Here is a 24,768-nt window from a genome sequence, read left to right as displayed (position 1 = left end):
TGTCATGTGCCCGCCCTGCCTCTTTGCGGCATGGCCCTTCTGCTCAAGAGCTTACAAATGGTAGAAGCTTGTCCGTCCGATATAGGCTGCGCAGCACTTGATTTCGGCGGTGATTTTCTTTGCAGGGCTTCGTCGGCTTGACGCCCTCCCGCTCCTCCCCAACAATAGCCCCCGCGCCGCAGCAATCGCGGCGCTCGGGCTTAGTCTCCCGACTTGGATTCCTACCGCGGATGTGCTGTTTCCACAGTGCAGCCGTTGCCATTGCTTTGCCTATTCGGGCGGGCCGTGGCAAGTGGCGCCCTCACGGGCGCGCCGGTTTTAGTAGGAATCCACCGGTAGACTAACTCTTGTCATGTGCCCGCCCTGCCGCTTTGCGGCCGGGCCCTTCTGCTCAGGAGGTTGCAAATGGTAAAGCTTGTCCGTCCGGTGCTAGGCATCGAACTCACTTCGTCCGCTACTGAAACTCAAGACGTCCATCAGGACGCTTCTCCACTCCCGCCGCTAGGGCCGCGTTCGCGTTACCGTTTCGTCGGTAGCGAAGCCAAAGACCTCAGCCTGCCCTTCGTCCGCCGCATCAAAGGCCGTACCTATCCACATTACTGGCAACCGGCCGAGCCTAAGGATGAGTTCGAAGCCTGCGCCTTGGGCCGCCAATACGCCGCCCATCTGGCGCAGTTGCTGAAGCTCAACCGCCAGCACTCGGCTCGCGGCCTGCTGTTCCGCATCGCCAGCGATATGGATTTCCGAGACCGTAGCCACCGCCGCAGCATGTGCAAAAGCTTCTTCAACTATCTGGAGATACTGCTGAACTTGGGGGCGCAACAGGTGGACCTGGCGCAGCACGTGGAGGCGCTGCAACGCTTCCATCTCAGCCTGGACGAGTTGGAAACCTTGCAGAGGAAGCCACGGCGGAAGAAGAGGCGCTAAGAACCTGTTTACGATCTTGCGAGCTAAGGTGAGACAAGGCGAAAACAGCTGAGAAAGCGGAGTGTACACACGGTACATGAGCATTTCGAAGGGGTTTTCAACGCCGTATCACCGACGCGCAGCAGATCGTAAACAGGTTCTAAGGCTGTGTTCACGATTTTTTAACCATGGGTTCGGCATTGTTAGACACGGAGGAGACCGCGTATTCGATGCGCCCCAACTCCCTTCAAGCCTGCCGACGGGTGGCAGGCCCGAGGTCTTAAGCGGCTGTTTGTTCGAGCAGCGCGACGTTAGCGCGCTGCGAGTTCAGCCGCGCCTCGGGCCTGACGGGAACCGGCGGGAAGCCGCAGGCCAGGCTTGCAGGGCGGCCTTTGGGGTGAAGGGGAATTTGGCCGAGCAAATTCCCCTTCCTGCCCGCCGGGCAGCCCCGGCAATCAAAATAATCATCCGCGCAGCGGATTCAACATCGCAAATACGTTTGTAAAGCTGCCCAAGAAACGGAACGCCAAGCTCGCCTCAGCCCCGCCGCTTGGCCAGCCAGATATCCAGCTGCCGGGCAAAAGCCTGACGGTCCGACTGGCTCAAAGGCGGCGGGCCTTCGGTCTGCACGCCGCTAGCGCGCAGCGTATCCATGAAATCCCGCATCGTCAGCTGCGCGGCGATGGTGTCCGGCGAATACACATCGCCGCGCCAATTCAGCGCCTGCGCGCCCTTGCCCAAGGCCTCGGACGCCAAGGGGATGTCGCCGGTGATCAAGAGATCGTTCGCCGCGATGCGGCGGACAATCTCGTTGTCCGCCGCATCAAAACCCTTGGGAACCTGCAAGGCGCGGATGTTGGGCGCTTTCGGCACCGTCAATAGCTGATTGGCGACAAACACCAGCTCCACGCCGGTGCGCTGCGCCGCCCGGCACAATGTTTCGCGGATCACCTTGGGACAAGCATCCGCGTCCACCCATATCGTCATTGTCTGTTCTCTGCATGCAAACCCGGCCATGATAACGGTTTCACGCCGGTTTCCGTCGTCGCCATGTTGACGCTTACGTAAACGTAAGTAATGATAGAGCATATCACGCGAATCACGCGCGCCCATCAGAGGAGAGAAACCATGTACAGCAGCCTGCGCTTCGCCTTTGGCGACACCTACGATATGTTGCGTGAAACCGCGCGCGACTTCGCCCAAAGCGAAATCGCCCCGCGCGCTGCCGACATCGACCGAGACAACCTGTTCCCGGCCGACCTGTGGCGCAAGTTCGGCGACCTGGGCCTGCTGGGCATGACGGTGGACGAGCAGTACGGCGGCACCCAGATGGGCTATCTGGCCCATATGATCGCCATGGAAGAAATCAGCCGCGCCTCCGCCTCGGTGGGCCTGTCCTACGGCGCGCACTCCAATCTCTGCGTCAACCAGATCCACAAAAACGGCAACGACGAACAAAAACGCCGGCTGCTGCCCAAGCTGGTCTCCGGCGAATACATCGGCGCGCTGGCGATGTCCGAGCCCAACGCCGGCTCCGACGTGGTCAGCATGAAGCTGAAGGCGGACAAGGCCGACGGCGGCTACCTGCTCAACGGCAGCAAGATGTGGATCACCAACGGCGGCGACGCGGACGTGATGGTGGTGTACGCCAAGACCGACGTCAACGCCGGCGCCAAGGGCATCACCGCCTTCATCGTGGAGCGCGGCTTCGCCGGCCTCAGCCACGGCAGCAAGCTGGACAAGCTGGGCATGCGCGGCTCCAACACCTACCCCATGTTCTTCGACAACTGTTTCGTGCCGGACGCCAATGTGCTGGGCGGTGAAGGCAACGGCGTCAAGGTGTTGATGAGCGGCCTGGACTACGAGCGCGCGGTGCTGGCCGCCGGCCCGCTGGGCATCATGCAGGCCTGCATGGACATCACGGTGCCCTATCTGAACGACCGCAAGCAGTTTGGCCAGGCCATCGGCGATTTCCAGTTGATGCAGGGCAAGCTGGCGGACATGTACGTCAAGCTGTCGGCCAGCCGCGCCTATGTCTACGCGGTGGGCCAGGCGCTGGACCGCGGCGAAACCGGCCGCCAAACCCGCAAGGACGCCGCCGGCGCCATCCTGTACGCGGCGGAGGGCGCCACCCAGATGGCGCTGGACGCCATCCAGTGCCTGGGCGGCAACGGCTACATCAATGAATACGCGACTGGCCGCCTGCTGCGCGACGCCAAGCTGTACGAGATCGGCGCCGGCACCAGCGAGATTCGCCGTTGGTTGATCGGCCGCGAGCTGATGGCGGAAACCCGGTAATCGCGGCGGAGAAAATGCCTGATGCCGCGTTGCGCCGCCTGGCCGGACCGTATGTACTGTCTGCTGCGGCGCGCCTGGTCTCGGGCGATGTAGCCAGCCATGCCGCCAAACGTCTCCGTTTGGCAAGGACGGGCACCATCTGCAGCCGAGCTCAGTTGCCTGTAGAAACATGGAATTGACCAAATGAAGCAAGTACATACAGCGCCTTTTGATATTCAAGCACTGGCCGACGAGGTTGAGCGCGACGGCTTGGCCATCCTGTCTTCAGGCACAAGCTTTCAACGGCAAACCGGCAAGCAAGTCATTGCGGCATTGAAAGATCGTTCCATCCAAGCCCTGTCCACCGAATCAGGCGCCCCAAACTTTCTTCACTGTATTTTTGACATTGAAGAATTCACATCGCTAGAAGCTGCTGCTATTGGTCAATCCTTGGATAAAGAAGAATAGAGATAGCCATGCCCATCCTCGAATCCAAACTCTCGCCCCGCGCCGCGGATTTCCAGACCAACGCCGACAAGATGCGCGCGCTGGTGGCCGATCTGCGCGACAAGGTGGCCAAGGCGGCGCTGGGCGGCGGCGACAAGGCGCGCGCCAAGCACGCCGCCCGCGGCAAGCTGCTGCCGCGCGAGCGCATCGATCTGCTGCTGGACCCCGGCGCGCCCTTTCTGGAGTTGTCGCAGCTGGCGGCCTTCGGCATGTACGACGACGACGCGCCCGGCGCGGGCCTGATCAGCGGCATCGGCCGCATCGCCGGCGTGGATTGCCTGATCATCGCCAACGACGCCACGGTCAAGGGCGGTACTTATTACCCGATGACGGTGAAGAAGCATTTGCGCGCTCAGGAAATCGCCCGCGACAACCGTCTTCCTTGTGTGTATCTAGTCGATTCCGGCGGCGCCTTCCTGCCCTTGCAGGACGAGGTGTTCCCGGACCGCGAGCACTTCGGCCGCATCTTCTACAACCAGGCCAACCTGTCCGCCGCCGGCATCCCGCAAATCGCGGTGGTGATGGGCAGCTGCACCGCCGGCGGCGCTTATGTGCCGGCGATGTCGGACGAAACCGTCATCGTCAAGGAACAAGGCACCATCTTCCTGGGCGGCCCGCCGCTGGTGAAAGCGGCCACCGGCGAGGTGGTGACGGCGGAGGAGCTGGGCGGCGGCGACGTGCACGCCCGCGTGTCCGGCGTGGCCGACCACCTGGCGCAAAACGACGCCCACGCGCTGTCCATCGCCCGCCGCATCGTGTCCAGCCTCAACTGGCGCAAACAGGGCGAGCTGGACCGCGCCGAGCCGCGCCCGCCGCGCTACGCGGCCGAGGAAATCTACGGCGTGATTCCGGCGGACCCGAAAAAACCCTTCGACGTGCGCGAGATCATCGCCCGGCTGGTGGACGACTCCGAGTTCGACGAATTCAAGCAGAACTACGGCGCCACCCTGGTCACCGGCTTCGCCCGCCTAAACGGCTACCGCGTCGGCGTCATCGCCAACAACGGCATCCTGTTTTCCGAATCCGCGCTCAAGGGCGCGCACTTCGTCGAACTGTGCTGCCAGCGCGGCATTCCGCTGCTGTTCCTGCAGAACATCACCGGCTTCATGGTGGGCAAGAAGTACGAGAACGGCGGCATCGCCAAGGACGGCGCCAAGCTGGTCACCGCCGTGGCCTGCGCCCGCGTGCCCAAGTTCACCGTGCTGATAGGCGGCAGCTTCGGCGCCGGCAACTACGGCATGTGCGGCCGCGCCTATTCGCCGCGCTTCCTGTGGATGTGGCCGAATAGCCGCATCTCGGTAATGGGCGGCGAGCAGGCGGCCGGCGTGCTGGCCCAGGTGAAGAAGGAACAACTGGGCGACGCCTTCGGCGCCGAGCAGGAAGAGGCGCTGAAAGCGCCGGTGCGCGAGCAGTACGAGCGCCAGGGCCACCCCTATTACGCCAGCGCGCGGCTGTGGGACGACGGGGTGATAGACCCGGCGCAAACCCGAGAAGTGCTGAGCCTGGCGCTGGAGGCGGCCCTGTCCGCCCCAGTGGAAAGCACGCGCTTCGGCGTGTTCCGGATGTGACGGCGAGAGGCGATACCGATGAGCTACACCACGCTTGAAATCGAACACAGCGGCAAGACCGCGACGATCTGGATGAACCGGCCGGACATCCACAACGCGATGAACGAAACCCTGATCGCCGAGCTGACCGCCGCCTTCACCCATCTGCAATTGCAGGCGGACTGCCGCGTCATCGTGCTGGCCGGCCGCGGCAAGAGCTTTTCCGCCGGCGCGGACCTGGACTGGATGCGCCGCGCCGCCGGTTACAGCGAGGAGCAGAACCTGGCCGACGCGCAGCGGCTGGCGGCCATGCTCAAGAGTATCTACCGCAGCAAGAAGCCGGTGATCGCCCGCATCCACGGCGCGGCGCTGGCCGGCGGCACCGGCCTGGCCGCGGTCTGCGACGTAGCCATCGCCACCGAGGCCGCCAAGTTCGGCCTGACCGAGGTGAGGCTGGGCCTGGTGCCGGCCACCATCGGCCCCTATGTGGCCGACGCGATAGGCTGGCGTCAGGCGCGGCGTTATTTTCTGTCCGCCGAGCGCATAGATGCCGCCACCGCGCTGCGCATCGGCCTGGTGCACGAAGTGGTGCCGGCCGAGGCGCTGGACGCGCGCGTGGCCGACATCGCCGAGGCGATGGCCCAGGGCGCGCCGCAAGCGCTGTCCTCGGCCAAAGACTTGCTGGCCATGCTGCGCGAGGGCTCGCCCTGGGACGATCAATTGCTGGAGGACACCGCCGGCCAGATCGCCAGCGTGCGCGCCGGTGCCGAGGCGCGCGAGGGCCTGGCCGCCTTCTTCGACAAACGGCCGCCCAACTGGTCATGACGCGAACAAGAAACAAGGGACGGACCATGTTCAATAAAATACTGATCGCCAACCGCGGCGAGATAGCATGCAGGGTGATCAAGACCGCGCGCGCGCTCGGCATCGCCACCGTCGCCGTTCATTCCGACGCCGACGCCGACGCCCGCTTCGTCAAACTGGCCGACGAAGCCTACCGGCTGGGCCCCGCCCCGGCGGCGGACTCCTATCTGCGCGGCGACTTGATCCTGGACATCGCCCGCCGCAGCGGCGCGCAAGCCATCCATCCCGGCTACGGTTTCCTGTCCGAGAACGAGGACTTCGCCGCAGCCTGCGAAGCCTCCGGCATCGCCTTCATCGGCCCGCCCGCCTCCGCCATCGCCGCGATGGGCAGCAAATCCGCGGCCAAGGCGCTGATGGAGCGGGCTCAGGTGCCGCTGGTGCCCGGCTATCACGGCGAGCGTCAGGAACCGGACTTCCTGCGCGGCCAGGCCGACGCCATCGGCTACCCGGTGCTGATCAAGGCCAGCGCCGGCGGCGGCGGCAAGGGCATGCGCATCGTGGAAGCTTCCGCGGACTTCGAAGCGGCGCTGGCCTCCTGCCAGCGCGAAGCGCGCGCCAGCTTCGGCGACGACAAGGTGCTGGTGGAGAAATACCTGCCGCGCTCCCGCCATGTGGAAATCCAGGTGTTCGCCGACCGCCAGGGCCAATGCGTGTATCTGTTCGAGCGCGATTGCTCGGTGCAGCGCCGCCATCAGAAAGTGCTGGAGGAAGCGCCTGCGCCGGACTTGCCGCCGGCCACCCGCGAAGCGATGGGCGCGGCCGCCTGCGCCGCCGCGCGCGCGGTGGGCTATGTCGGCGCCGGCACCGTGGAGTTCATCATGGAAGTGCTGGCCGACGGCAGCCCCGGCCGCTTCTTCTTCATGGAAATGAACACCCGGCTGCAAGTGGAGCACCCGGTCACCGAGATGATCACCGGCCAGGACCTGGTGACCTGGCAACTGACAGTCGCCAGCGGCCTGCCGCTGCCCTTGAGCCAAGAGCAGCTGCGCATCAACGGCCACGCCATCGAGGCGCGCATCTACGCCGAAGACCCGGACAAGGGTTTCCTGCCCGCCACCGGCACCCTCTATCACCTGCGCACGCCGGCGGAATCCGCCGTCGTGCGCATCGACACCGGCGTCGTCGCCGGCGACAGCATCTCGCCCTTCTACGACCCGATGATCGCCAAGCTGATTGTCTGGGGCGAGGACCGCCGCCAGGCGCTGCAACGGCTGGACGCGGCCTTGGCCGACTACCAAGTGGCCGGCGTCACCACCAACATCCCCTTCCTGCGCCGCATCGTGCAGCACGCCAGTTTCGCCAGCGGCCAGGTGGACACCGGCCTGATCGCCCGTCACCACGACGCGCTGCTGCCGCCGCCCGCCGCGCCGGACGCTGAGCAACTGGCCCTGCTGGCCCTGGCCGAAGCGCTGGCCGCGCCCGGCGCCTACCCGGCCAGCGCCGGCTGGCGGCTTAACGGCGCGCTCAGCCGCAGCCTCGTGTTCCACATCGCAGGCGAGAACTACCCGGTGACGCTGCGCCATCAGGGCGATGGCTTCGAGATCACCGCCGCCGGCCGCCAATTCTCCGCCGCCGGCCGCCTGGACGGCGGAACGCTGCGCGCGCGGCTGGACGACAAACAACTGGAAGCCGTGGTCGCCCGCAGCGGCCAGCAACGGGTGCTGTTCGCCGCCGGCCAACGGCTGGAAGCGCAGTGGCTGGACCCGCTGGCGGTGGCCGCCGAGGAAGTACACGGCGAAACCCATTTGAAAGCGCCGATGCCAGGCCGCATCGTCGCCCTATTGGCCGCCACCGGCGTCAAGCTCAACAAGGGCGACCCGCTGCTGATCCTGGAGGCGATGAAGATGGAACACACCATCCCCGCGCCGGCGGACGGCGTGGTCAAGGCTTTCTATTTCGGCACCGGCGAGCAGGTCAACGACGGCGACGAACTGGTCGACTTCGAAGCGGAGTGAACCTCATGGACCCCATCATCATCAATCACCCCGGCTTGAATCTGGCCGGCTACAGCATCGCCACCCGGATGGAGAACGGCGACAACCTGCGCCAGATCCCCGAGTTCTGGGGCGAATACGCGGCCACGCTGCGCCAGCCGCTGCTGGCGGCGCTGGGCCGCGCCGACGCCGCCGAATATGGGCTGATCCACGACTTCGACCCGGACACGGGCCGCTTCGGCTATATGATAGGGATGGAATGCGCGCAGCCCTTGCCGCTGCCGCCAGGCTGCGAGCAGCGGCGCACGCCGCCGGCCAAGTGCGCGGTGTTCACCACCCAGCCGGCCGGCAGCGACGCCGAGTTCGGCCAGGCGATCCAGGCCGCCTGGCGCTACATCATGCAAGAGTGGCTGCCGGCGTCCAAGCAATGGGAACAGGCGCCGCTGGGCACCTTCGAGCGCTACGACGGCCGCTGCGCGCCGGACCAGCCGCAGCGCCAGATGGACATTTACATCCCGGTGCAGCCGCGCCGCCGCTAACGGAGAGCCGAAGTGCCGCATATGAAGATTGTGGAAGTGGGCCCGCGCGACGGGCTGCAAAACGAAAAACAAGCGCTGTCCACCGCCGTCAAGCTGGAGCTGATCCGCCGCCTGGCCGCCAGCGGCCTGCGCAGCATAGAAGCCGGCGCCTTCGTCTCGCCCAAATGGGTGCCGCAGATGGCCGGCAGCGCCGAGGTGATGGCCGGCCTGGACCTGGCCGGGCCGGTCTCCTACCCGGTGCTGGTGCCCAATGAACAAGGGCTGGATGCTGCCTTGGAGGCCGGTGCGCGTGAAATCGCCGTGTTCGGCGCCGCCAGCGAAAGCTTTAGCCGACGCAATATCAACGCCAGCATCGCCGAAAGCCTGCAACGCTTCGCCCCGGTCATGGCGCGCGCGCAAGCGGCCGGCGTGCCGGTGCGCGGCTATGTATCTTGCGTAGTCGGCTGTCCTTACGAAGGCCGCATCGCGCCGGCCAAGGTGGCGGAAGTGGCCGCGCGCCTGCTGGACATGGGCTGTTATGAAATATCGCTGGGCGACACCATAGGCGTGGGCACGCCGTCCAGCGTGCTGGCGATGCTGGAAGCAGTGAGCAAGGCTGTGCCAATGACGCAGCTTGCCGGCCACTTTCACGACACTTACGGCATGGCGATCAGCAATATTCATGCGTGTTTGAACGCGGGAATGATGACATTCGATTCTTCTGTTGCCGGCCTTGGCGGCTGCCCTTATGCTCAGGGAGCTTCCGGCAACGTCGCCACCGAAGACGTGGTTTACCTGCTGCACGGCGAGGGTCACGATACCGGCGTCGATCTGGCCGCGCTGGTGGACACGGCCTGGTTCATCGCCGACGCGCTGGGCAAGCCGCCGGCCTCCAAGCTGGCTTACGCCTTTGCCGACAAGCGCGCCGCCAAACCGGAGCAATAACAAGCCGCCGCCCGTCCATGGGCCGGCGCGCGGAGAAAATATCAGGAGAAAGCATGACCCCCGACACGCCCATTTGGACCCCCTCCGCCGGCCGCCTGGCCGGCGCCCACCTGACCGCCTTCGCCAAGCTGGCCGAACTGTCCTACGACCGCAAGCTGAACGGCTACGCCGATCTGTGGCGCGCCAGCGTGGCGGATCCAGCCCGCTTCTGGTCGTTGGTCTGGGATTACTGCGGCGTGATCGGCGACAAAGGCTCGACGGCGCTGAGCGACGGCGACAATATGCTGGCCGCCCGTTTCTTTCCGGAAGCGCGGCTGAGCTACGCCGAAAACCTGCTGCGCCGCGACGACGACGGCGACGCGCTGGTGTTCTGGGGCGAGGACAAACTGCAACGGCGCTGGAGCTGGCGCGAGCTGCGCGCCCAAGTATCGCTGCTGCAGCAAGCCATGCGCGGCGCCGGCATCCAGGCAGGCGACCGCGTGGCGGGCTTCATGCCCAATATGCCGGAAACCATCGCCGCCATGCTGGCCGCAAACAGCCTGGGCGCGGTGTGGACCAGCTGTTCGCCGGACTTTGGCGTGGACGGCGCGGTGGAACGCTTCGGCCAGACCGAACCCAAGCTGTTGTTCTGCCCGGATGGCTACTGGTACGCCGGCAAGGCGGTGGACATCCGCGCCAAGATGGCGGCGCTGGCGGAGGCGCTGCCCTCGGTGCGGCAAATCATCGTGGTGCCCTATCTGGGCGAAACCGGGGTATTCGCGGAAAATGTGCCCAAGGCCATTACCCTGACGGATTTCACCGCCGCGTATCAAGCGCAAGCGCTGCACTTTGAACGGCTGCCGTTCAGGCACCCGCTGTTCATCCTGTATTCCAGCGGCACCACCGGCAAACCCAAGTGCATCGTCCACGGCGCCGGCGGCACCCTACTCCAGCATCTGAAGGAACAGCAGCTGCACGGCGACGTGCACCACGGCGATCGTCTGTTCTACTTCACCACCTGCGGCTGGATGATGTGGAACTGGCTGGCGTCCGGCCTGGCTTCCGGCGCGGCGCTGATGTTGTTCGACGGCTCGCCCTTCGTCGGCGAAGGCCGCACGCTGTGGGACTATGCCGAACGGCAGCGCTTCACGCACTTCGGCACCTCGGCCAAATACATAGACGGCCTGCGCAAGAGCGGCATTGTGCCGGTGCAAGAATGGAAGCTGGATTCGCTGCGCGCGGTGTTCTCCACCGGCTCGCCGCTGGTGGCGGAAAGCTTTGACTGGGTTTACGCCAACATCAAGGCCGACATCAATCTGGCCTCGGTGTCCGGCGGCACCGACATCGTGTCCTGCTTCGCGCTGGGCTGCGCCAGCCTGCCGGTCTATCGCGGCGAGCTGCAATGCCGCGGCCTGGGCATGGCGGTGGACATCTACAACGAATACGGGCGCCCGGTGCGCGGCGAAAAGGGCGAACTGGTGTGCACCCGCCCCTTCCCGTCGATGCCGGTGGGCTTCTGGAACGACGCCGACGGCGGCAAATACCGTCAGGCTTATTTCGGCCGTTTCGACAATATCTGGTGCCACGGCGACTACGCCGAACTCACCGCCCACGACGGCATGATCATCTACGGCCGCTCCGACGCGGTACTCAACCCCGGCGGCGTGCGCATCGGCACCGCCGAGATTTACCGCCAGGTGGAGGCTTTCGACGAGGTGCTGGAGAGCATCGCCGTCGGCCAGCAATGGCAGGACGACGAGCGCGTGTTGCTGTTTGTGCGTCTGCGCGCCGGCGCGCGGCTGGACGAAGACCTGCAGCAGCGGATCAAGACGCAGATCAAAACCGGCGCTAGCCCGCGCCACGTGCCGGCCAAGATCATCGCCGTCGCCGACATTCCCAAAACCATCAGCGGCAAGATCGTCGAACTGGCGGTGAAAAACGTGATCCACGGCCTGCCGGTCAGCAACGTCACCGCGCTGGCCAACCCGGAAGCGCTGAAGCTGTTCGAGAACCTGGATGAACTGCAAAGCTGAACCGGCGCGCAGTCAATGAAAAACCCCCGCATTCATGAATAAATGCGGGGGTTTTTCTTGCTAATGCGGATGAATACGCCGCAACAGCGCAAACATCATGTTCTGCTCGCGCGGCCGGGAGCCGTACCACAGCACCTCCCAGCCCGGCTCGGCAATTCCATCGTCCTCAGAGCGCACCACCAGTTGGTAGTCGCAAGGCGAGGCGTTGCCCGCCGGATAGGACACCAGATCCAGGCCGGCGTAATAGCGCCAGCTGATCAGCGCCAGCTGGTTGCGGCTCTCGGTCGCCACGCAGGCGGCGTTGGCCGGCAGCGCCTTCATCATCCGCTCCACCACCGGCCGGTAACTCTTGGCGGCGTCGAACCACGGCAGCCACAAGGTCATGCCCAGGCCCCACAGCAGAGTCAGGCCCGCCGCCCAGTTGCTGATGGCCTGACGGCCGCGCAAATGTTTGCGCGTCAACGCCCACAGCCACACCAGGGTGGCGATCACCGCGCACACCGCAGCCAAGCTGGAGACATGGGCTTGGTAATACGGGCTGAAGTACTGGGCGCGCCCGGCCAGGCCCCGCGGCCAGCCAAAGTTCATCGCCGCCCAGCCCGACCACACCAGCAGTGCGAAGAAGCCGAAGGTCATCAGGCCGAACCAGTTGAGGAAGGCCGCCGCGCCGCGCTTGAGGTTGTCCAGCTCCACCGCCGCCAGCAAGGACAGCGGCAGCAGCAGCGGCATCGCGTAGGTCATATTGGGCCGGCTGGACAAGGTCAGCAGAATCAGCACCACGGCGAAGAACATCAGCGGCAGTTGCAAGCGCGCCTGATCCAGCCTTTCCCGGTTGCGGTACAGGGTCCAGCCGGCCAGCGGCCAGGCCGGGAACGCGAACCACAGGGCGTTCAGGCTGTAGTAGCCGAAGTCGTGAAACAGCTGCACCCGGCCGAAGCCGTTGAGCTGGCCCAGCGAGTAGTCGTTCCACCAGAGGCTGAACGCGTCCGGATGGCTCTTGGCCAGCGCCAGCGGCCACACCAAGGAAGTGGGCGCGGCGATCAACAGCGCCAGCAGCACGGTAATCGCGTACTGCTTGCTGCGCCAGGCGGAGAAGGCCGGCAGCAACAACACCACCATCCACAGCAACAGCAGCTCCATCAGGCTGGCGCTGAGGAAGATCGCCGCGCTGGCCGCGCCCAGTAAAGCGCCGGCCATGCCGGGCGACCTCAGGGTTAAGGACAAGGCGTAGAAGGCGGCCGCGAAACCGGCGAAGCCGGCCACCACCGAGGTGAGCTGATGGCCGGTTTCCACCAGGCCTACGCAACCTATCAGCACCATCACCACGCTGCGGCCGTGACGGCGGCCGATCAGGTCGCGGCCGGCCATGCCGGCCAGCAGCAAGGCCAGGGCCATGAACAAGGGTGTGGCTAGCCGCGCCGCGTCGTGCGGCGCCAACAACCAGGGAGACAGCAGCTTGACCATGATGGCCGCCACCCAATAGTACAAGGGCGGGCTATCCAGATAGGGCGCGCCTTGCACCGTGGGCAACAGCCAATTGCCTGTGTCCAGCATGCCCTGCACCGCCGCCAGCACGAAGGGTTCGTCCGGCTTCCATGGGTCGTGGCCTATAATGCCCGGCCACAGCCAGACGAAACACAACAGCAGCAAGATCCACGGTTTTTCCGTGGGCTTGGCCAGAGTTTGGGATTGTTCCGAATAAGTGAGCATGAGTCTCGTTCAAACGGTTTCAATCGGCCGACGGCAATGCGCCGCGCAGCCGGGCGATCAGAATGCGCCAATCCACCTTGCGCTTGGAAATGGAATTGCGCAGTTTGTTGCGGCGGCGCTGGCGCTTATGTTCGGGATCGGCCTGTATCGTCTTCAAGCGCGACTCGTCCCAGGCGAATTCGCCGCAATACTCGGCCTGACGCGCCACGTCCCATTCCGGTTCCATGCCGGCGAACACCTCCGCCAAGTAGAGCGGCGCCTCGTAACTGTAGTTCCAGTAGTGGTGCAGCGCATCCCCCAGCGCCAGCGGCTCGCGGCCGTCGCAGGCCACCAGCGACCAGGCCAACTGCTCGGTCCAGTTGCGCGCTTCCACACGCGGCAGCAGGAAGTCGTTGACGCGCAAGGCAGTTTCGAAGAAGGGCACCATGTCGGCGGAAGCGCCGACCACGCCGGCGTTCCACATCGCCAGACCCCGGACGTCGGCCACCCCCATCTTGCGCAGCTCGGCGCCGTGCTTGTCCACCGCGGCGAGATAGTCCGGGAAGAAGCCGGGACCAAACACGCCTTCGTTGACGTGCATGCAGCTGGCCTTCCCCTCTTCCAGCCGGGCGAACAACTCGTCCGGCACGCGCAGCCAGCGGGTATCGCAATCCACGTACAGCACGGCGGTGCCCAGTTCACGCGCCGCCTTGAGCATCACTTCCAGCTTGATACGGTGCACGTAGTCGAACTGGCCCCGATAAGCTTGCAATTGCGCCCGGCTCAAGGTCTCCGTGAGGACCAGCGGGTGCGCGGGCACGCTGTCCGGCGCGTCGGTGTACACCATGATCTTCACGTCCTGCCGCTGCTGCTTCAGCAGCAGATGCAACAGGCTCAACACGGAAAAGCGGGTCTGGTCGTAGTATTTCTTGCCGCCGTGGGACAGGTAAACGATGTGGATCGCCATGGCCTCAACCTTGCAGATGTGGATGCGCGCGCCGCCGGCCGGGATCTGCCAGGCCCTGCCGCCGCCGGCGCGCCGGAATCATAGTGCCTGTTTACAATTTGTTGCGCGTCGGCGATACGGCGTTGAAAATACCTTCGAAATGCTCATGTACCGTGTGTACATTCCGCTTTCTCAGTCGTTTTCGCCTTGTCTCGCTCTTGCTCGCTAGATCGCCAACAGACTCTGATAGAAAAAAGGCAGCCTGAGCTGCCTTTTTCTGGGTGTCCACCGTGTTCTCGGCGCTTAGCGCTTGAAGAAGCCGCCGAACTTTTGGTTGAACTTGTCAACGCGACCGGCGGTGTCGACGATCTTTTGCTTGCCGGTGTAGAACGGGTGGCAGTTGGAGCAAACTTCAATGCCGAACGCGTCCTTGGACATGGTGGACTTGGTCACGAACTGGCTACCGCAGGAGCAGGTAACGGTCAGGTCTTTGTAAGTCGGGTGAATATCGGTTTTCATCTGTCTTCCTTTCAAATCGGGTACAGGGGATTTGCCTGTACTGCTTGCGAAACTATCGATTATCCGCGCTTTGCCGCCGCTTGACAAGTGCAAAATCTACTGTCAACGGCGGCGGCAACGACTCAGGCGCGACGCCAGATAGTGCCCTGGGCCCCATCCTCCAGCACGATACCCTTGGCGGTCAGCTCGTCGCGGATGCGGTCGGACTCCGCCCAGTTCTTGCTGGCTCGCGCGTCCTTGCGCGCCTGGATCAGCGCTTCCACGGCTTCGGCCGACAGCTCGTCGTCGCCGACGCCGCCCTTGAGAAACTCCTCCGGGTCGCGCTGCAGCAGGCCCAGCACGCCGCCCAAGTCCTTCAGCAGCCGCGCCTGCCGCGGGTCGCGGCTCTTATTGACTTCGCCGGCCAGTTCGAACAGTACCGCCACCGCTTCCGAAGAATTGAAGTCGTCGTTCATCGCCGCCTGGAAGCGCGCTGCGAACGGGTCCTTCCAGTCTATGCCTGCGGCGGCCGGCAGCTCCAAGCCGCGCAAGGCGGTGTAGAGCCGGGTCAGGCCGTGCTTGGCATCGACGAGGATGCTGTCGGTGTAGTTCACCGGGCTGCGGTAATGGCTGCGCACGATGAAGAAGCGGATCACCTCGCCGTCGAAATGGCCCAGCACGTCACGGATGGTGAAGAAGTTGCCCAGCGATTTGGACATTTTCTCGCCGTCGACGTTGATGAAGCCGTTGTGCAGCCAGTAGTTGACGTACTGGTGACCGTGCGCGCCCTCGGACTGGGCGATTTCGTTCTCATGGTGCGGGAACTGCAGATCCTCGCCGCCGCCGTGGATGTCGAAATGCTCGCCCAGGTGATGACAGCTCATTACCGAGCACTCGATATGCCAGCCCGGACGCCCCGGACCCCACGGGCTGTCCCAGGACGGCTCGCCCGGCTTGGCGGCCTTCCACAGCACAAAGTCCAGCGGGTCGCGCTTGTGCGGATCCACTTCCACCCGCTCGCCGGCGCGCAGCTTGTCCAGGGTGCGGCCGGACAACTTGCCGTAGCCCTCGAACTCGCGCACCGCGTAATACACATCGCCGTTGTCGGCGGCGTAGGCCTTGCCGTTGGCGATCAGTTTTTCGATCAGGGCCACCATGCCCGGCACGTGCTGGGTGGCGCGCGGCTCGAACGTCGGCGACAACAGGCCCAACGCCGCGGCGTCCTGGCGCATGTCGGCGATGGTCTCTTCCACCAGTTGCTGCGGCAGAATGCCGCGCTCCGCGGCGCGCTTGATGATTTTGTCCTCGATATCGGTGATGTTGCGCACATAGGTGGCGTCGTAGCCGGAGGCGACGAACCAGCGGTAGATCACGTCGAAGGCCGTCAGCATACGCGCGTGGCCGATATGACAGAGGTCGTAGACCGTCATGCCGCACACGTACATACACACCTTGCCGGGCTCGATGGGTTTGAACTCTTCTTTCTGGCGGGTCAGGGTGTTATACACGGTCAACATGATGGAACCTATTAGAGGTTGGGTCAAAAAGAACAATTGTAACAGAGCCGTCAAGTCCTCCGCATCGCGATTGTGTCGCGACTGGCGGCCGGCGATGCGCTTGGCCGCCAGATGGCGGATAATGGGCTTTTTTCCCCTAGCCCTGGTCCGCCATGAGCCATACCCCGCTTTCCGACGCCGACTACCAACGCCTGGCCGCCACCCTGAACCGCTTCCTGCCGCAGCAAGGCATGAACCTGGAACGCCTGGACGGCTTTTTCGCCGCCCTGCTCAGCGGCCCGGAACAGATCAAGCCTACCGAATGCCTGCCCATCATCATCGGCGAAGCCTTCGACGACGATTCCGCCTTCCCCAGCGACAAGGCGCTGGAACAGTTCGCCAAACTGTTGATGGGACATTGGCTGGACATCTCCGCCTCGCTGCGCGAAGACGGCGCCTTCCAGCCCTGGCTGGAGCCGGACGCCGCCGGCGAGCTGCGCGGCAACGACTGGGCCGAAGGCTTCTCCGAAGGCATGCAGTTGCTGAACGAGGACTGGGGCCTGCTGTTCGATGACCCGGAACACGCGCCTCTGTTGGAGCCCATCCTGACCCTGGCTTTCGAGCGCAATCCGGACCCGGAAGTGCAAGTTCCCGCGCTGACGCCGACGCAACGCGAGCAGTGCCTATCCGCACTGTCAGAATCCGTACATGGTATTCACCGCTTCTTCGCCGCCATCCGCCGCCGGCTGGAAGAGGAGGAACAAGAGCTGGAGCGCCGGCAACGGAGCTGAGCCGGTCAACCGGGCCGTGGCGGCTGCGTTGATAAGCAGGCCGGCGCAAGCCGTCCTCCCACTGCCACAGGACCCGTCATGAATCCCATCGAAGCCCTGCTGTTCGCCGTCATCCAAGGCGTCAGCGAACTCTTTCCCGTCAGCAGCCTGGGGCACGGCGCGCTGATCCCGGACTGGCTGCACTGGTCCATCAACCGGACGAGCCCGGACTTCCTGCCCTTCATGGTAGTGCTGCACCTGGGCACCGCCGCCGCGCTGCTGCTGTATTTCCGCCGCGATTGGCTGCAATTGATCAGCGGCTTTCTCAAGGCCCGCGGCAAGGCAGACAATCCGGAAGCCCGGCTGCTGTGGCTATTGATCGCCGGCACCGTTCCGGCCGGCCTGCTGGGCCTGCTGCTGGAGAAGCAACTGCGCGCGCTGTTCGCCAGCGCCACCGCGGTGCTGATCTTCCTCAGCCTGAACGGCCTGCTCCTGCTGTGGGGCGACCACCTGAAACGAAGGCAAGCCCATCTGGATCTGGAAAGACTAAGCCTGCCGGACGCGATCAAGATCGGCGCCGGCCAGGCGCTGGCCCTATTGCCCGGCTTCTCTCGCTCGGGCGCCACCCTGGTGGCCGGCCTTGCTCACGGCCTGGATTACGCCTCGTCCGCGCGCTTCTCTTTTCTGCTGGCCACCCCCATCATCGCCGCCGCCGGCGTGCTGGAAGTGCCCAAGCTGGCGCATAGCCAAGCTTCGGCAGGGCTGCTACTGTCTTGTGGCCTGCTGTCCGGCGCCTGCGCTTACGCCAGCACGGCTTTTTTGATGCGCTATTTCAAGAAAAGCGAGATCGAATCCTTGCGGCCATTTGGCTACTACTGCCTGCTGGTGGGGCTGGGCGGCCTGCTGATCAAGCTGATTTAAGAACCCGCTTACGATCTGTTGGACAGTGGCGATACCCAAAGGGGGCTCGGCCAGTGCGCCTTGCCTCCCCTTGGCTTGCGAGATCGTAAACATCCTCCAAATACTTCAAGCCCGCTTCTCAATACGCATACCATTGCAACAAACAGGATTCCAATCATATATTTGAACAAATTTTGAGCACAGCTTATTGGACTGATCGGTCTAGTGCTTTAGAATCGGAGAAATAATATCCAGGGCCGCTCTCGACAGTGGCCCTAACTAATTTTTTGAAGAATGAGTGTTTTGGAAGAAAAAAGAAACGAGCGCCTGCCCGCGGACCTGGCCAGGCGCGCAACCGCCATTATCGAACTACCCGATGGCGTGCTGGTCACTGCGGCCAGAGGCGGCCGGTACAATCTTCCTGGCGGCAAGGCCGCCCGCGGCGAACTGCGCTCCCAGGCGCTGATCCGCGAAGTGCGGGAAGAAACCGGCTTGCGCATCAACTCCATGCTATACCTGTTCGATCACATCACCCCGTTCAACGCGCACAAGGTTTACCTCTGTATTGCGCAGGGCCAGCCGCGCCCGCAGGGAGAGATCGAACGCATCGCGCTGGTATCGTCGCCGGACACCGATATGGATTTGTTCATAGAAGGCCGCGCCATCCTGCGACGCTACGCGCGGCTGCGCGGCGAGGTCACCGCCAAGGGCGACGCGCTGCGCGCGTTGCTGGGGCTGGCCCGCTACATCGCCAAAGTGGATTGAGCCCGCCTGAGCGCCGTCGCGCTCGCCATGCAAAACAGGACATGCCAAGGCATGTCCTGTTGCTTTTCCAAACCGTGGTTCAGGCTCAAATGCCGGTTGTCGGCGCCGAGCCCTCCCCTCCGCGCGCGGCGTCGGCCACGCCGGCGGGCAAATCCACCCAGCCCGCCGCGGAACCCAGCGACAAAGCCCCGGCCAGCAGCACCATGGCCACCGGCGCGAACAACAATACGCCAAGCGCCACCCGCAGCCGGTGAATTCCGGACACCACGGCCAGCGCGTTGACCAGCACCAAGATGCCGAAGATGGACAACACCGCGTTGACCGCCAGCGCCGCGTCGTCCGGCAACCAGCTGGTCAGCGGCTCGATGAACTGCAGACCGCTGGCCACCGCCACCAGGCCGAACAGCGAGCCATGACCGTCCCATTTGGCAAAACGCAGCCATAAACCGATGAAGCTGGCGAAACACAGGGTTTCCGCCAAGGTGAACAACACCATGAACAGCATGCGTCCGGTCAGGTTGTTGCCCAGCTCGGCAGTGTCCGCGCTGGCCACAAGGCCCAGCGCAATCAGAAACAGCAGGGTCTGCCAGCGCGGATACTGATACTCGCCCAGGGGCTTGACCCGGAAGCGAAGCAAATCCACCACATCGTCAATCAGCAGGCGCATGTCCGCTCTCAGTCAAAGACTACCGTCTTGTTGTTATAGGACAGCACGCGGTTGTCCATATGCCAGCGCACGGCGCGCGACAGCACCACTTTCTCCAAATCGCGGCCTTTTTGGATCAAATCGTCCACTTCGTCGCGATGAGAAATGCGGGTGACTTCCTGCTCAATGATCGGGCCTTCGTCCAGATCCTCGGTCACATAGTGGCTGGTGGCGCCGATCAGCTTGACCCCGCGCGCAAAAGCGCGGTGGTAGGGCTTGGCGCCGTCGAAGGCGGGCAAAAAGCTGTGATGGATGTTAATCACCCGGTCCGGATACCGCTCAACGAACTTGTGCGACAGAATCTGCATATAACGCGCCAGCACGATGAAGTCCACGCCGGCTTCTTCCAACAAACGGAACTGCTCGGCCTCGGCCTCGGCCTTGTTGTCCTTGGTGACTTTGATCACATGGAAGGGGATGCCGTTGAACTCCACCAGCCTGCGGCAGGTTTCGTGGTTGGAAATCACCAGCGGAATCTCGCAGTCCAGTTCGCCGATGCGCCAGCGGTGCATCAGGTCCACCAGACAGTGCTCGTACTGCGACACGAAGATGGCCATCCGCGGCTTGCGAGTGGACAGCGACACTTTCCAATTCATCGCGTGCTCGTCGGCAATCGGCTGGAAGGCGGCGGCGAAATTCTCCATCGGCAGGGTGAAACCGTTCACATCCCACTGCACCCGCATCAGGAACAGGTTTTCGCTGGTGTCCTGATGCTGGTCCGCGTGCATGATGTTGGCGTTGTAGGTCATCAGGAAGTTGGCGATCGCCGCCACCAGGCCCTTCTTGTCCGGCGCGCTGATCAACAGCGTGGCCGATTGCTTGTCTTGACTCATGATCGGATTTGCTTACTGCGAACTAAAACGGACGATTTTACGATAGCCGGGCCGCCAGCGTCTTGCTTTGTTTGCAAGCGTTTGTCGCCAATGCCGTCGATAAAACAAAAACGCCGCCGCCGCGGCTGCGGCGATGGCGTTTTTGACGGAACGGGCGCGCCGTTCAAGCGTGCATATTGGCGGAATCCAAAGTGTTCTGCAGCAAGGTAGCCACCGTCATCGGCCCCACGCCGCCCGGAACCGGGGTAATGAAGCCCGCGCGCTCGGCCGCCGAAGAGAATTCCACGTCGCCACACAGCTTGCCGCTGTTCAGCCGGTTGATGCCCACGTCGATCACCACCGCGCCCGGCTTGATCCATTCGCCCTTGACGAAGTTAGGAATGCCCACCGCCGCCACAACGATGTCGGCCGCGGCCACTTCAGCGGCCAGATCGGCGGTGGCACTGTGACACACCGTCACCGTGGCCCGCGCCAGCAGCATTTCCAAGGCTTGGGGACGGCCAACGATATTGGAGGCGCCGACGATCACCGCCTTCTTGCCCTTGGGATCAATGCCATACTCTTCCAGCAGCGTCATCACGCCGCGAGGAGTGCACGGCCGCAGCAAGGGCATCTTGATCGCCAGCCGGCCCATATTGTAGGGATGGAAGCCGTCAACATCCTTTTTAGGATCGATGCGCTCGATCACCGCCTGCGGATCAATCTGCTTGGGCAGCGGCAGCTGCACCAGAATGCCGTCGACATCCGCGTCGGCGTTCAAGCGATCAATGATATCCAGCAGTTCCTGTTGGCTGGTGCCGGCCGGTAAGTCGTAGGCCAAGGAACGGATGCCGGCTTTCTCGCAGGAGCGCTTCTTGCTGCCCACGTACACCGCGGACGCCGGGTCCTCGCCCACCAGAATCACCGCCAGCGCCGGGGCGCGCTTGCCCGCGGCCAGGCGCGCCTGCACGCCCTCGCCCACCTGGGCGATCAGTTTTTCCGCTACCGCTTTGCCGTCAATCAGTTGTGCTGCCATGGGCCGGTTCCATAAAGAAGCTGAAAAAGAAGGCGCATATTCTCGCATTTTTCGGCCGCTTCCGAAATGCCGCTGCGCAACAAAACTTACTTAACATCAAGATAAATAAAGGGAACTGCCACCTCCTCCGCCACGCGGCCAATATTGCGCCCCAGAACGGCCGCAATTTAATTGCAAACAGGTGTTGACAGCCTAAATCGCCATCCGTATAGTTGCGGTCTCTGTCGTCGGGGCGTAGCGCAGCCTGGTAGCGCACCTGATTTGGGATCAGGGGGTCGCGAGTTCGAATCCCGCCGCCCCGACCAGACGAGGCAAACCCGACCTGAGCGCCCGTAGCTCAACCGGATAGAGCACCGGCCTTCTAAGCCGGGGGTTACAGGTTCGAGTCCTGTCGGGCGCGCCAAAGTAGTTGTGGTACAATGCAGTCGTTTTTCAGTGGTGGATGTAGCTCAGTTGGTAGAGTCCAGGATTGTGATTCCTGTTGTCGTGGGTTCGAGCCCCATCATCCACCCCACCCTATTTCAAGTTGCCGCCTCATGGCGTCGGCTCACCGCTTTCGGCGGTGGATGTAGCTCAGTTGGTAGAGTCCAGGATTGTGATTCCTGTTGTCGTGGGTTCGAGCCCCATCATCCACCCCAAATCTTAAAAAACCCGGCCAAACGCCGGGTTTTTTCATTTTTGCGACTCATAAGGTCAGTTTTGGGCCTTGTCTGACAGTTCAAGCTCCGTATAATCGAATACATTTGCATGACACCGCTTGACTGACGACGACACCCACCACCATGACCACCATGCAGCCGATCAAGCGCCAGACGCTCACCAGTGCCGTAACCGAATCCTTGCGCCAGCGCATTCTCTCCGGGGAATTCGCCGATGGCCAACAACTGCGCCAAGAGGCGCTGTCCAATGAATACGGCGTCAGCCGGGTGCCGGTGCGCGAGGCGCTGCGCCAGCTGGAAGCCGAAGGCCTGATCCAGATCATCGACCACAAGGGCGCACTGGTGTCCAAGTTGTCGCTGGAAGACGTGCTGGAACTGCTGGAAATCCGCGCGATGCTGGAGGGCTCGGTTCTCAAAGCCGCCATCCCCTGTCACACCAAGGCCGATCACGATCTGGCCCAGCAAACCCTGCGCGAATTCGAACAAGCGCTGCGCAACAACGACGTGCGCCACTGGGGCGAGTTGAACTCTCGCTTCCATCTTGCGCTGTACCGAGCCGCCAAGCGGCCAAACACGCTGGCGCTGATCGAGCAACTGCACAATAAAACCGACCGCTACACCCGAATGCAGATCTTGTTCACCCGCACCATGGAACGGGCGCACGAGGAACACAGCAAATTGCTGGAGCTGTCACGCCAAGGCAAGGCCGATGAAGCCGCGGAATTCATCCGCTTTCACATTCTGTCCGCCGGCCACGCCCTGGAAGACTACCTGCGCAACCAAAGCCCGCAGAACGCCTTGAGCTGAAACCCGCCGCTCCGTCTTCAAATTATTTGAACCTGGCGCGCAATTCTTTGCGCTATCAAGCGCCATGGCGGCGCGTAATAATCCGATCATGCCAACCGCCGGACGCGAGTCCGGCCCCACAGGGAGACATGGTCATGCAACACTCTTTCATCAGCCGGGAAGCGGAGCGCCTGGTCGACGGCCAAGCGGTGACCGACGGCGCAGGCGTGCGCCTGCTTCGCGTGCTCACCGCCGATCTGCAGCGACGGCTGGACCCATTCCTGATGCTGGACGAATTCCGCTCCGACAATCCCGGCGATTACATCGCCGGCTTCCCCAGCCATCCGCACCGGGGCTTCGAAACCGTCACCTATATGCTGGCGGGCCGCATGCGCCACCGCGACAACGCCGGCAACGAAGGCCTGCTCGGACCCGGCGGCGTGCAATGGATGACCGCCGGCCGCGGCATCGTCCATTCGGAACTGCCGGAACAGGAAGACGGCCTGATGCATGGCTTCCAGCTGTGGCTGAACCTGCCGGCGGAACGCAAGCTGTGCGCGCCGTGGTATCGCGACATTCCCGCCGCCGAGATTCCAACAGCCCCGACCGACGGCGCGGCGCGGCTGATCGCCGGGCGTTGGCGCGGCCAGGCCGGCGCGGTGGAGCGCGAGCTCACCGAACCGCTCTATCTGGATCTGCATCTTGACGCCGGAGGCGAAGAGGCGCTGGAGATACCCTCCGGCCACAACGCGTTCATCTACGTCTACCAGGGAGAGGTCGCCGTCGGTGCACAGCAACGCGGCGTCAAGGCAAGACAGATGGCGGTGCTGGACAATCGCAACGGCAGCAACGGCGTCAGCGTTCGCGCCGAGATCGACAGCCGCTTGTTGCTGATTGCCGGCAAGCCCTTGGGCGAACCCATCGCCCAGTGGGGGCCGTTTGTGATGAATACCCGCGAGCAAGTGGAAGAAGCCATAGCTGATTTCCGCGACGGACGTTTCTAAGAACCTGTTTACGATCTGTTGCGCGTCGGTGATACGGCGTTGAAAACAACTTCGAAATGCTCATGTACCATGCGTACACCCCGCTTCCTCAGCTGTTTTCGCCTTGTCTCACCTTAGCTCGCGAGATCGTAAACACGTCCTAAGAACCCGTTCAAAGTTTCGCGAGCGAGACTTGAACACCCCCTAAACGCAACTCATTGCCTGGAGCCGCCATGCCGCTGCTTACTCAAACCATCGTCAGTCTGGACCGCGACATCGGCTTTCCGGTGCGCCGCCTGTTGCCCACCCGCCAGGCGCGCCGGGTCGGCCCCTTCGTATTTCTCGATCACATGGGTCCGGCCCATTTCGCCGCCGAAGGCAGCGCCGGCGATGTGCGGCCCCACCCTCACATCGGCCTGGCCACCGTCACCTATCTGTTCTCCGGCGCGATGATGCACCGCGACAGCCTGGGCACGGTGCAGCGCATCGAGCCCGGCGCGGTCAATCTGATGACCGCCGGCAGCGGCATCACCCACTCCGAGCGGGTGCCGGCCGACATCCGCCAACAAGGCGTGGCGGTGGAAGGCATGCAGCTGTGGCTGGCGCTGCCGGACGAACTGGAAGAATGCAAACCCGCCTTCGCCCACTATCCGGCCGAGGATTTGCCGCGCTGGAACCAGGCCGGGGTGGAATTGAATCTGCTGATCGGCGCCGGCTGGGGCCGGCTCTCGCCGGTCGCCTATCCGCTGCCGGTGTTCTACGCCAGCGCCGTCATGCCTGCCGGCGCGCGGTTGACGCTGCCGGAAGGCGTGGACGAACTAGCCGCCTATGTCGCCTCCGGAGAGTTGGACGTGGACGGCGCCGCGCTGGGCTCCAATCAGTTGGGCCTGCTGCAAACCGGCCAAGGCGGCGAACTGCTCGCGCTCAGCGACAGCCGGGTAATGCTGCTAGGCGGCACGCCGCCGGCCAGCCCGCGTTATCTGGACTGGAACTTCGTGTCCAGCAACCGCGATCGTTTGGCTCAGGCGCGCGCGGACTGGATTGCGCAGCGCTTCCCGATGGTGCCGGGGGAGACGGAGTTCATTCCCCTGTGAGAACCTGTTTACGATCTACTACGCTTCAGCGATACGGCATTGAAAACGTCTTCAAAATGCTCATGTGCCGTGTGTACATTCAGCCGTTTTCGCCTTGCCTCGCCCTTGCTCGCGAGAT

23 protein-coding genes and 4 tRNA genes are annotated in these 24,768 nt (G+C 63.6%); 19 read left to right on the top strand and 8 right to left on the bottom strand.

Annotated features, from left to right (window positions below; translation table 11 throughout):
• The first annotated feature begins 405 nt into the window (after positions 1–405).
• Positions 406–927, top strand: a complete 522-nt coding sequence (locus MOV80_RS20330) for a hypothetical protein (protein ID WP_249605445.1) — start codon at positions 406–408, stop codon at positions 925–927.
• A gap of 516 nt (positions 928–1,443) precedes the next feature.
• Here MOV80_RS20330 and MOV80_RS20325 read toward each other — a convergent pair.
• A complete protein-coding gene (locus tag MOV80_RS20325; protein WP_019100477.1) occupies positions 1,444–1,893 on the bottom strand; it encodes a YaiI/YqxD family protein in 450 nt (149 codons plus the stop codon).
• A gap of 141 nt (positions 1,894–2,034) precedes the next feature.
• Between MOV80_RS20325 and MOV80_RS20320 the strand changes: the two genes are divergently transcribed.
• The 8 genes from MOV80_RS20320 (at position 2,035) to MOV80_RS20285 (ending at position 11,510) form a co-directional block, all read left to right on the top strand.
• Positions 2,035–3,204 (top strand): isovaleryl-CoA dehydrogenase, encoded by a 1,170-nt coding sequence (locus tag MOV80_RS20320; RefSeq protein ID WP_019100478.1) that lies wholly within the window; start codon positions 2,035–2,037, stop codon positions 3,202–3,204.
• Positions 3,205–3,387: 183 nt separating this feature from the next.
• Entirely contained in the window at positions 3,388–3,651 is a 264-nt protein-coding gene (locus tag MOV80_RS20315; protein WP_043593841.1) for a hypothetical protein, read from the top strand.
• 8 nt (positions 3,652–3,659) lie between these two features.
• The gene (locus tag MOV80_RS20310; RefSeq protein ID WP_019100480.1) at positions 3,660–5,258 is read left to right on the top strand and encodes a carboxyl transferase domain-containing protein; all 1,599 of its coding nucleotides are present in this window, start codon (positions 3,660–3,662) and stop codon (positions 5,256–5,258) included.
• Positions 5,259–5,276: 18 nt separating this feature from the next.
• Positions 5,277–6,062: an enoyl-CoA hydratase/isomerase family protein gene (locus MOV80_RS20305; protein ID WP_043593846.1), complete on the top strand. Its 786-nt coding sequence runs from the start codon at positions 5,277–5,279 to the stop codon at positions 6,060–6,062.
• Between the two features lie 26 nt (positions 6,063–6,088).
• Entirely contained in the window at positions 6,089–8,056 is a 1,968-nt protein-coding gene (locus MOV80_RS20300) for an acetyl/propionyl/methylcrotonyl-CoA carboxylase subunit alpha (RefSeq protein ID WP_019100482.1), read from the top strand.
• A 5-nt stretch (positions 8,057–8,061) separates the two neighbouring features.
• The gene (locus tag MOV80_RS20295) at positions 8,062–8,574 is read left to right on the top strand and encodes a GyrI-like domain-containing protein (RefSeq protein WP_019100483.1); all 513 of its coding nucleotides are present in this window, start codon (positions 8,062–8,064) and stop codon (positions 8,572–8,574) included.
• 21 nt (positions 8,575–8,595) lie between these two features.
• The gene (locus MOV80_RS20290; protein WP_249605449.1) at positions 8,596–9,498 is read left to right on the top strand and encodes a hydroxymethylglutaryl-CoA lyase; all 903 of its coding nucleotides are present in this window, start codon (positions 8,596–8,598) and stop codon (positions 9,496–9,498) included.
• A 53-nt stretch (positions 9,499–9,551) separates the two neighbouring features.
• Positions 9,552–11,510, top strand: coding sequence for an acetoacetate--CoA ligase (locus tag MOV80_RS20285; protein ID WP_081576174.1), 1,959 nt, complete (start codon positions 9,552–9,554; stop codon positions 11,508–11,510).
• A gap of 60 nt (positions 11,511–11,570) precedes the next feature.
• Here the strand turns inward: MOV80_RS20285 and MOV80_RS20280 are convergent, their stop codons facing one another.
• The 4 genes from MOV80_RS20280 to cysS form a co-directional block, all read right to left on the bottom strand.
• Positions 11,571–13,220: a hypothetical protein gene (locus MOV80_RS20280; protein ID WP_019100486.1), complete on the bottom strand. Its 1,650-nt coding sequence runs from the start codon at positions 13,218–13,220 to the stop codon at positions 11,571–11,573.
• A 19-nt stretch (positions 13,221–13,239) separates the two neighbouring features.
• The gene (locus MOV80_RS20275; protein WP_019100487.1) at positions 13,240–14,166 is read right to left on the bottom strand and encodes a hypothetical protein; all 927 of its coding nucleotides are present in this window, start codon (positions 14,164–14,166) and stop codon (positions 13,240–13,242) included.
• A gap of 282 nt (positions 14,167–14,448) precedes the next feature.
• Entirely contained in the window at positions 14,449–14,664 is a 216-nt protein-coding gene (gene rpmE / locus MOV80_RS20270; RefSeq protein ID WP_043593861.1) for a 50S ribosomal protein L31, read from the bottom strand.
• 122 nt (positions 14,665–14,786) lie between these two features.
• A complete protein-coding gene (gene cysS, locus MOV80_RS20265; RefSeq protein WP_019100239.1) occupies positions 14,787–16,160 on the bottom strand; it encodes a cysteine--tRNA ligase in 1,374 nt (457 codons plus the stop codon).
• A gap of 152 nt (positions 16,161–16,312) precedes the next feature.
• On the opposite strand from cysS, the gene MOV80_RS20260 reads away from it, so the two are divergent.
• The 3 genes from MOV80_RS20260 to MOV80_RS20250 all read left to right on the top strand — a co-directional run bounded on the left by MOV80_RS20260 (position 16,313) and on the right by MOV80_RS20250 (position 18,574).
• Positions 16,313–16,930, top strand: coding sequence for a UPF0149 family protein (locus MOV80_RS20260; protein WP_081576173.1), 618 nt, complete (start codon positions 16,313–16,315; stop codon positions 16,928–16,930).
• Between the two features lie 78 nt (positions 16,931–17,008).
• A complete protein-coding gene (locus MOV80_RS20255) occupies positions 17,009–17,830 on the top strand; it encodes an undecaprenyl-diphosphate phosphatase (protein ID WP_019100237.1) in 822 nt (273 codons plus the stop codon).
• 273 nt (positions 17,831–18,103) lie between these two features.
• A complete protein-coding gene (locus MOV80_RS20250) occupies positions 18,104–18,574 on the top strand; it encodes an NUDIX domain-containing protein (protein ID WP_048410464.1) in 471 nt (156 codons plus the stop codon).
• Between the two features lie 85 nt (positions 18,575–18,659).
• Here the strand turns inward: MOV80_RS20250 and MOV80_RS20245 are convergent, their stop codons facing one another.
• From MOV80_RS20245 to folD, 3 genes are all read right to left on the bottom strand, one after another.
• Positions 18,660–19,241, bottom strand: coding sequence for a hypothetical protein (locus MOV80_RS20245; protein WP_019100235.1), 582 nt, complete (start codon positions 19,239–19,241; stop codon positions 18,660–18,662).
• Between the two features lie 8 nt (positions 19,242–19,249).
• Complete coding sequence (gene purU / locus MOV80_RS20240) at positions 19,250–20,113, bottom strand: formyltetrahydrofolate deformylase (RefSeq protein ID WP_019100234.1); 864 nt, start codon at positions 20,111–20,113, stop codon at positions 19,250–19,252.
• A 163-nt stretch (positions 20,114–20,276) separates the two neighbouring features.
• Positions 20,277–21,128, bottom strand: coding sequence for a bifunctional methylenetetrahydrofolate dehydrogenase/methenyltetrahydrofolate cyclohydrolase FolD (folD, locus tag MOV80_RS20235; RefSeq protein WP_249605444.1), 852 nt, complete (start codon positions 21,126–21,128; stop codon positions 20,277–20,279).
• A gap of 228 nt (positions 21,129–21,356) precedes the next feature.
• Here folD and MOV80_RS20230 point away from each other — a divergent pair.
• From MOV80_RS20230 to MOV80_RS20200, 7 genes are all read left to right on the top strand, one after another.
• Positions 21,357–21,433, top strand: a tRNA-Pro gene (locus MOV80_RS20230).
• Between the two features lie 21 nt (positions 21,434–21,454).
• Positions 21,455–21,531 (top strand) — tRNA-Arg (locus MOV80_RS20225).
• Positions 21,532–21,566: 35 nt separating this feature from the next.
• Positions 21,567–21,642 (top strand) — tRNA-His (locus MOV80_RS20220).
• 48 nt (positions 21,643–21,690) lie between these two features.
• Positions 21,691–21,766: transfer RNA gene (locus tag MOV80_RS20215), tRNA-His, on the top strand.
• Between the two features lie 144 nt (positions 21,767–21,910).
• A complete protein-coding gene (locus MOV80_RS20210) occupies positions 21,911–22,594 on the top strand; it encodes a GntR family transcriptional regulator (protein WP_043593865.1) in 684 nt (227 codons plus the stop codon).
• 134 nt (positions 22,595–22,728) lie between these two features.
• On the top strand, positions 22,729–23,577 hold the full coding sequence (locus MOV80_RS20205) for a pirin family protein (protein ID WP_143330297.1): 849 nt from the start codon (positions 22,729–22,731) through the stop codon (positions 23,575–23,577).
• A 212-nt stretch (positions 23,578–23,789) separates the two neighbouring features.
• The gene (locus MOV80_RS20200) at positions 23,790–24,650 is read left to right on the top strand and encodes a pirin family protein (protein WP_019101777.1); all 861 of its coding nucleotides are present in this window, start codon (positions 23,790–23,792) and stop codon (positions 24,648–24,650) included.
• Positions 24,651–24,768: the final 118 nt, after the last annotated feature.

The sequence above is a fragment of the Chromobacterium sp. IRSSSOUMB001 genome, from assembly GCF_023507765.1.
GTDB lineage: Bacteria > Pseudomonadota > Gammaproteobacteria > Burkholderiales > Chromobacteriaceae > Chromobacterium > Chromobacterium haemolyticum.
This window is presented reverse-complemented; position numbering and strand designations above follow the sequence as displayed.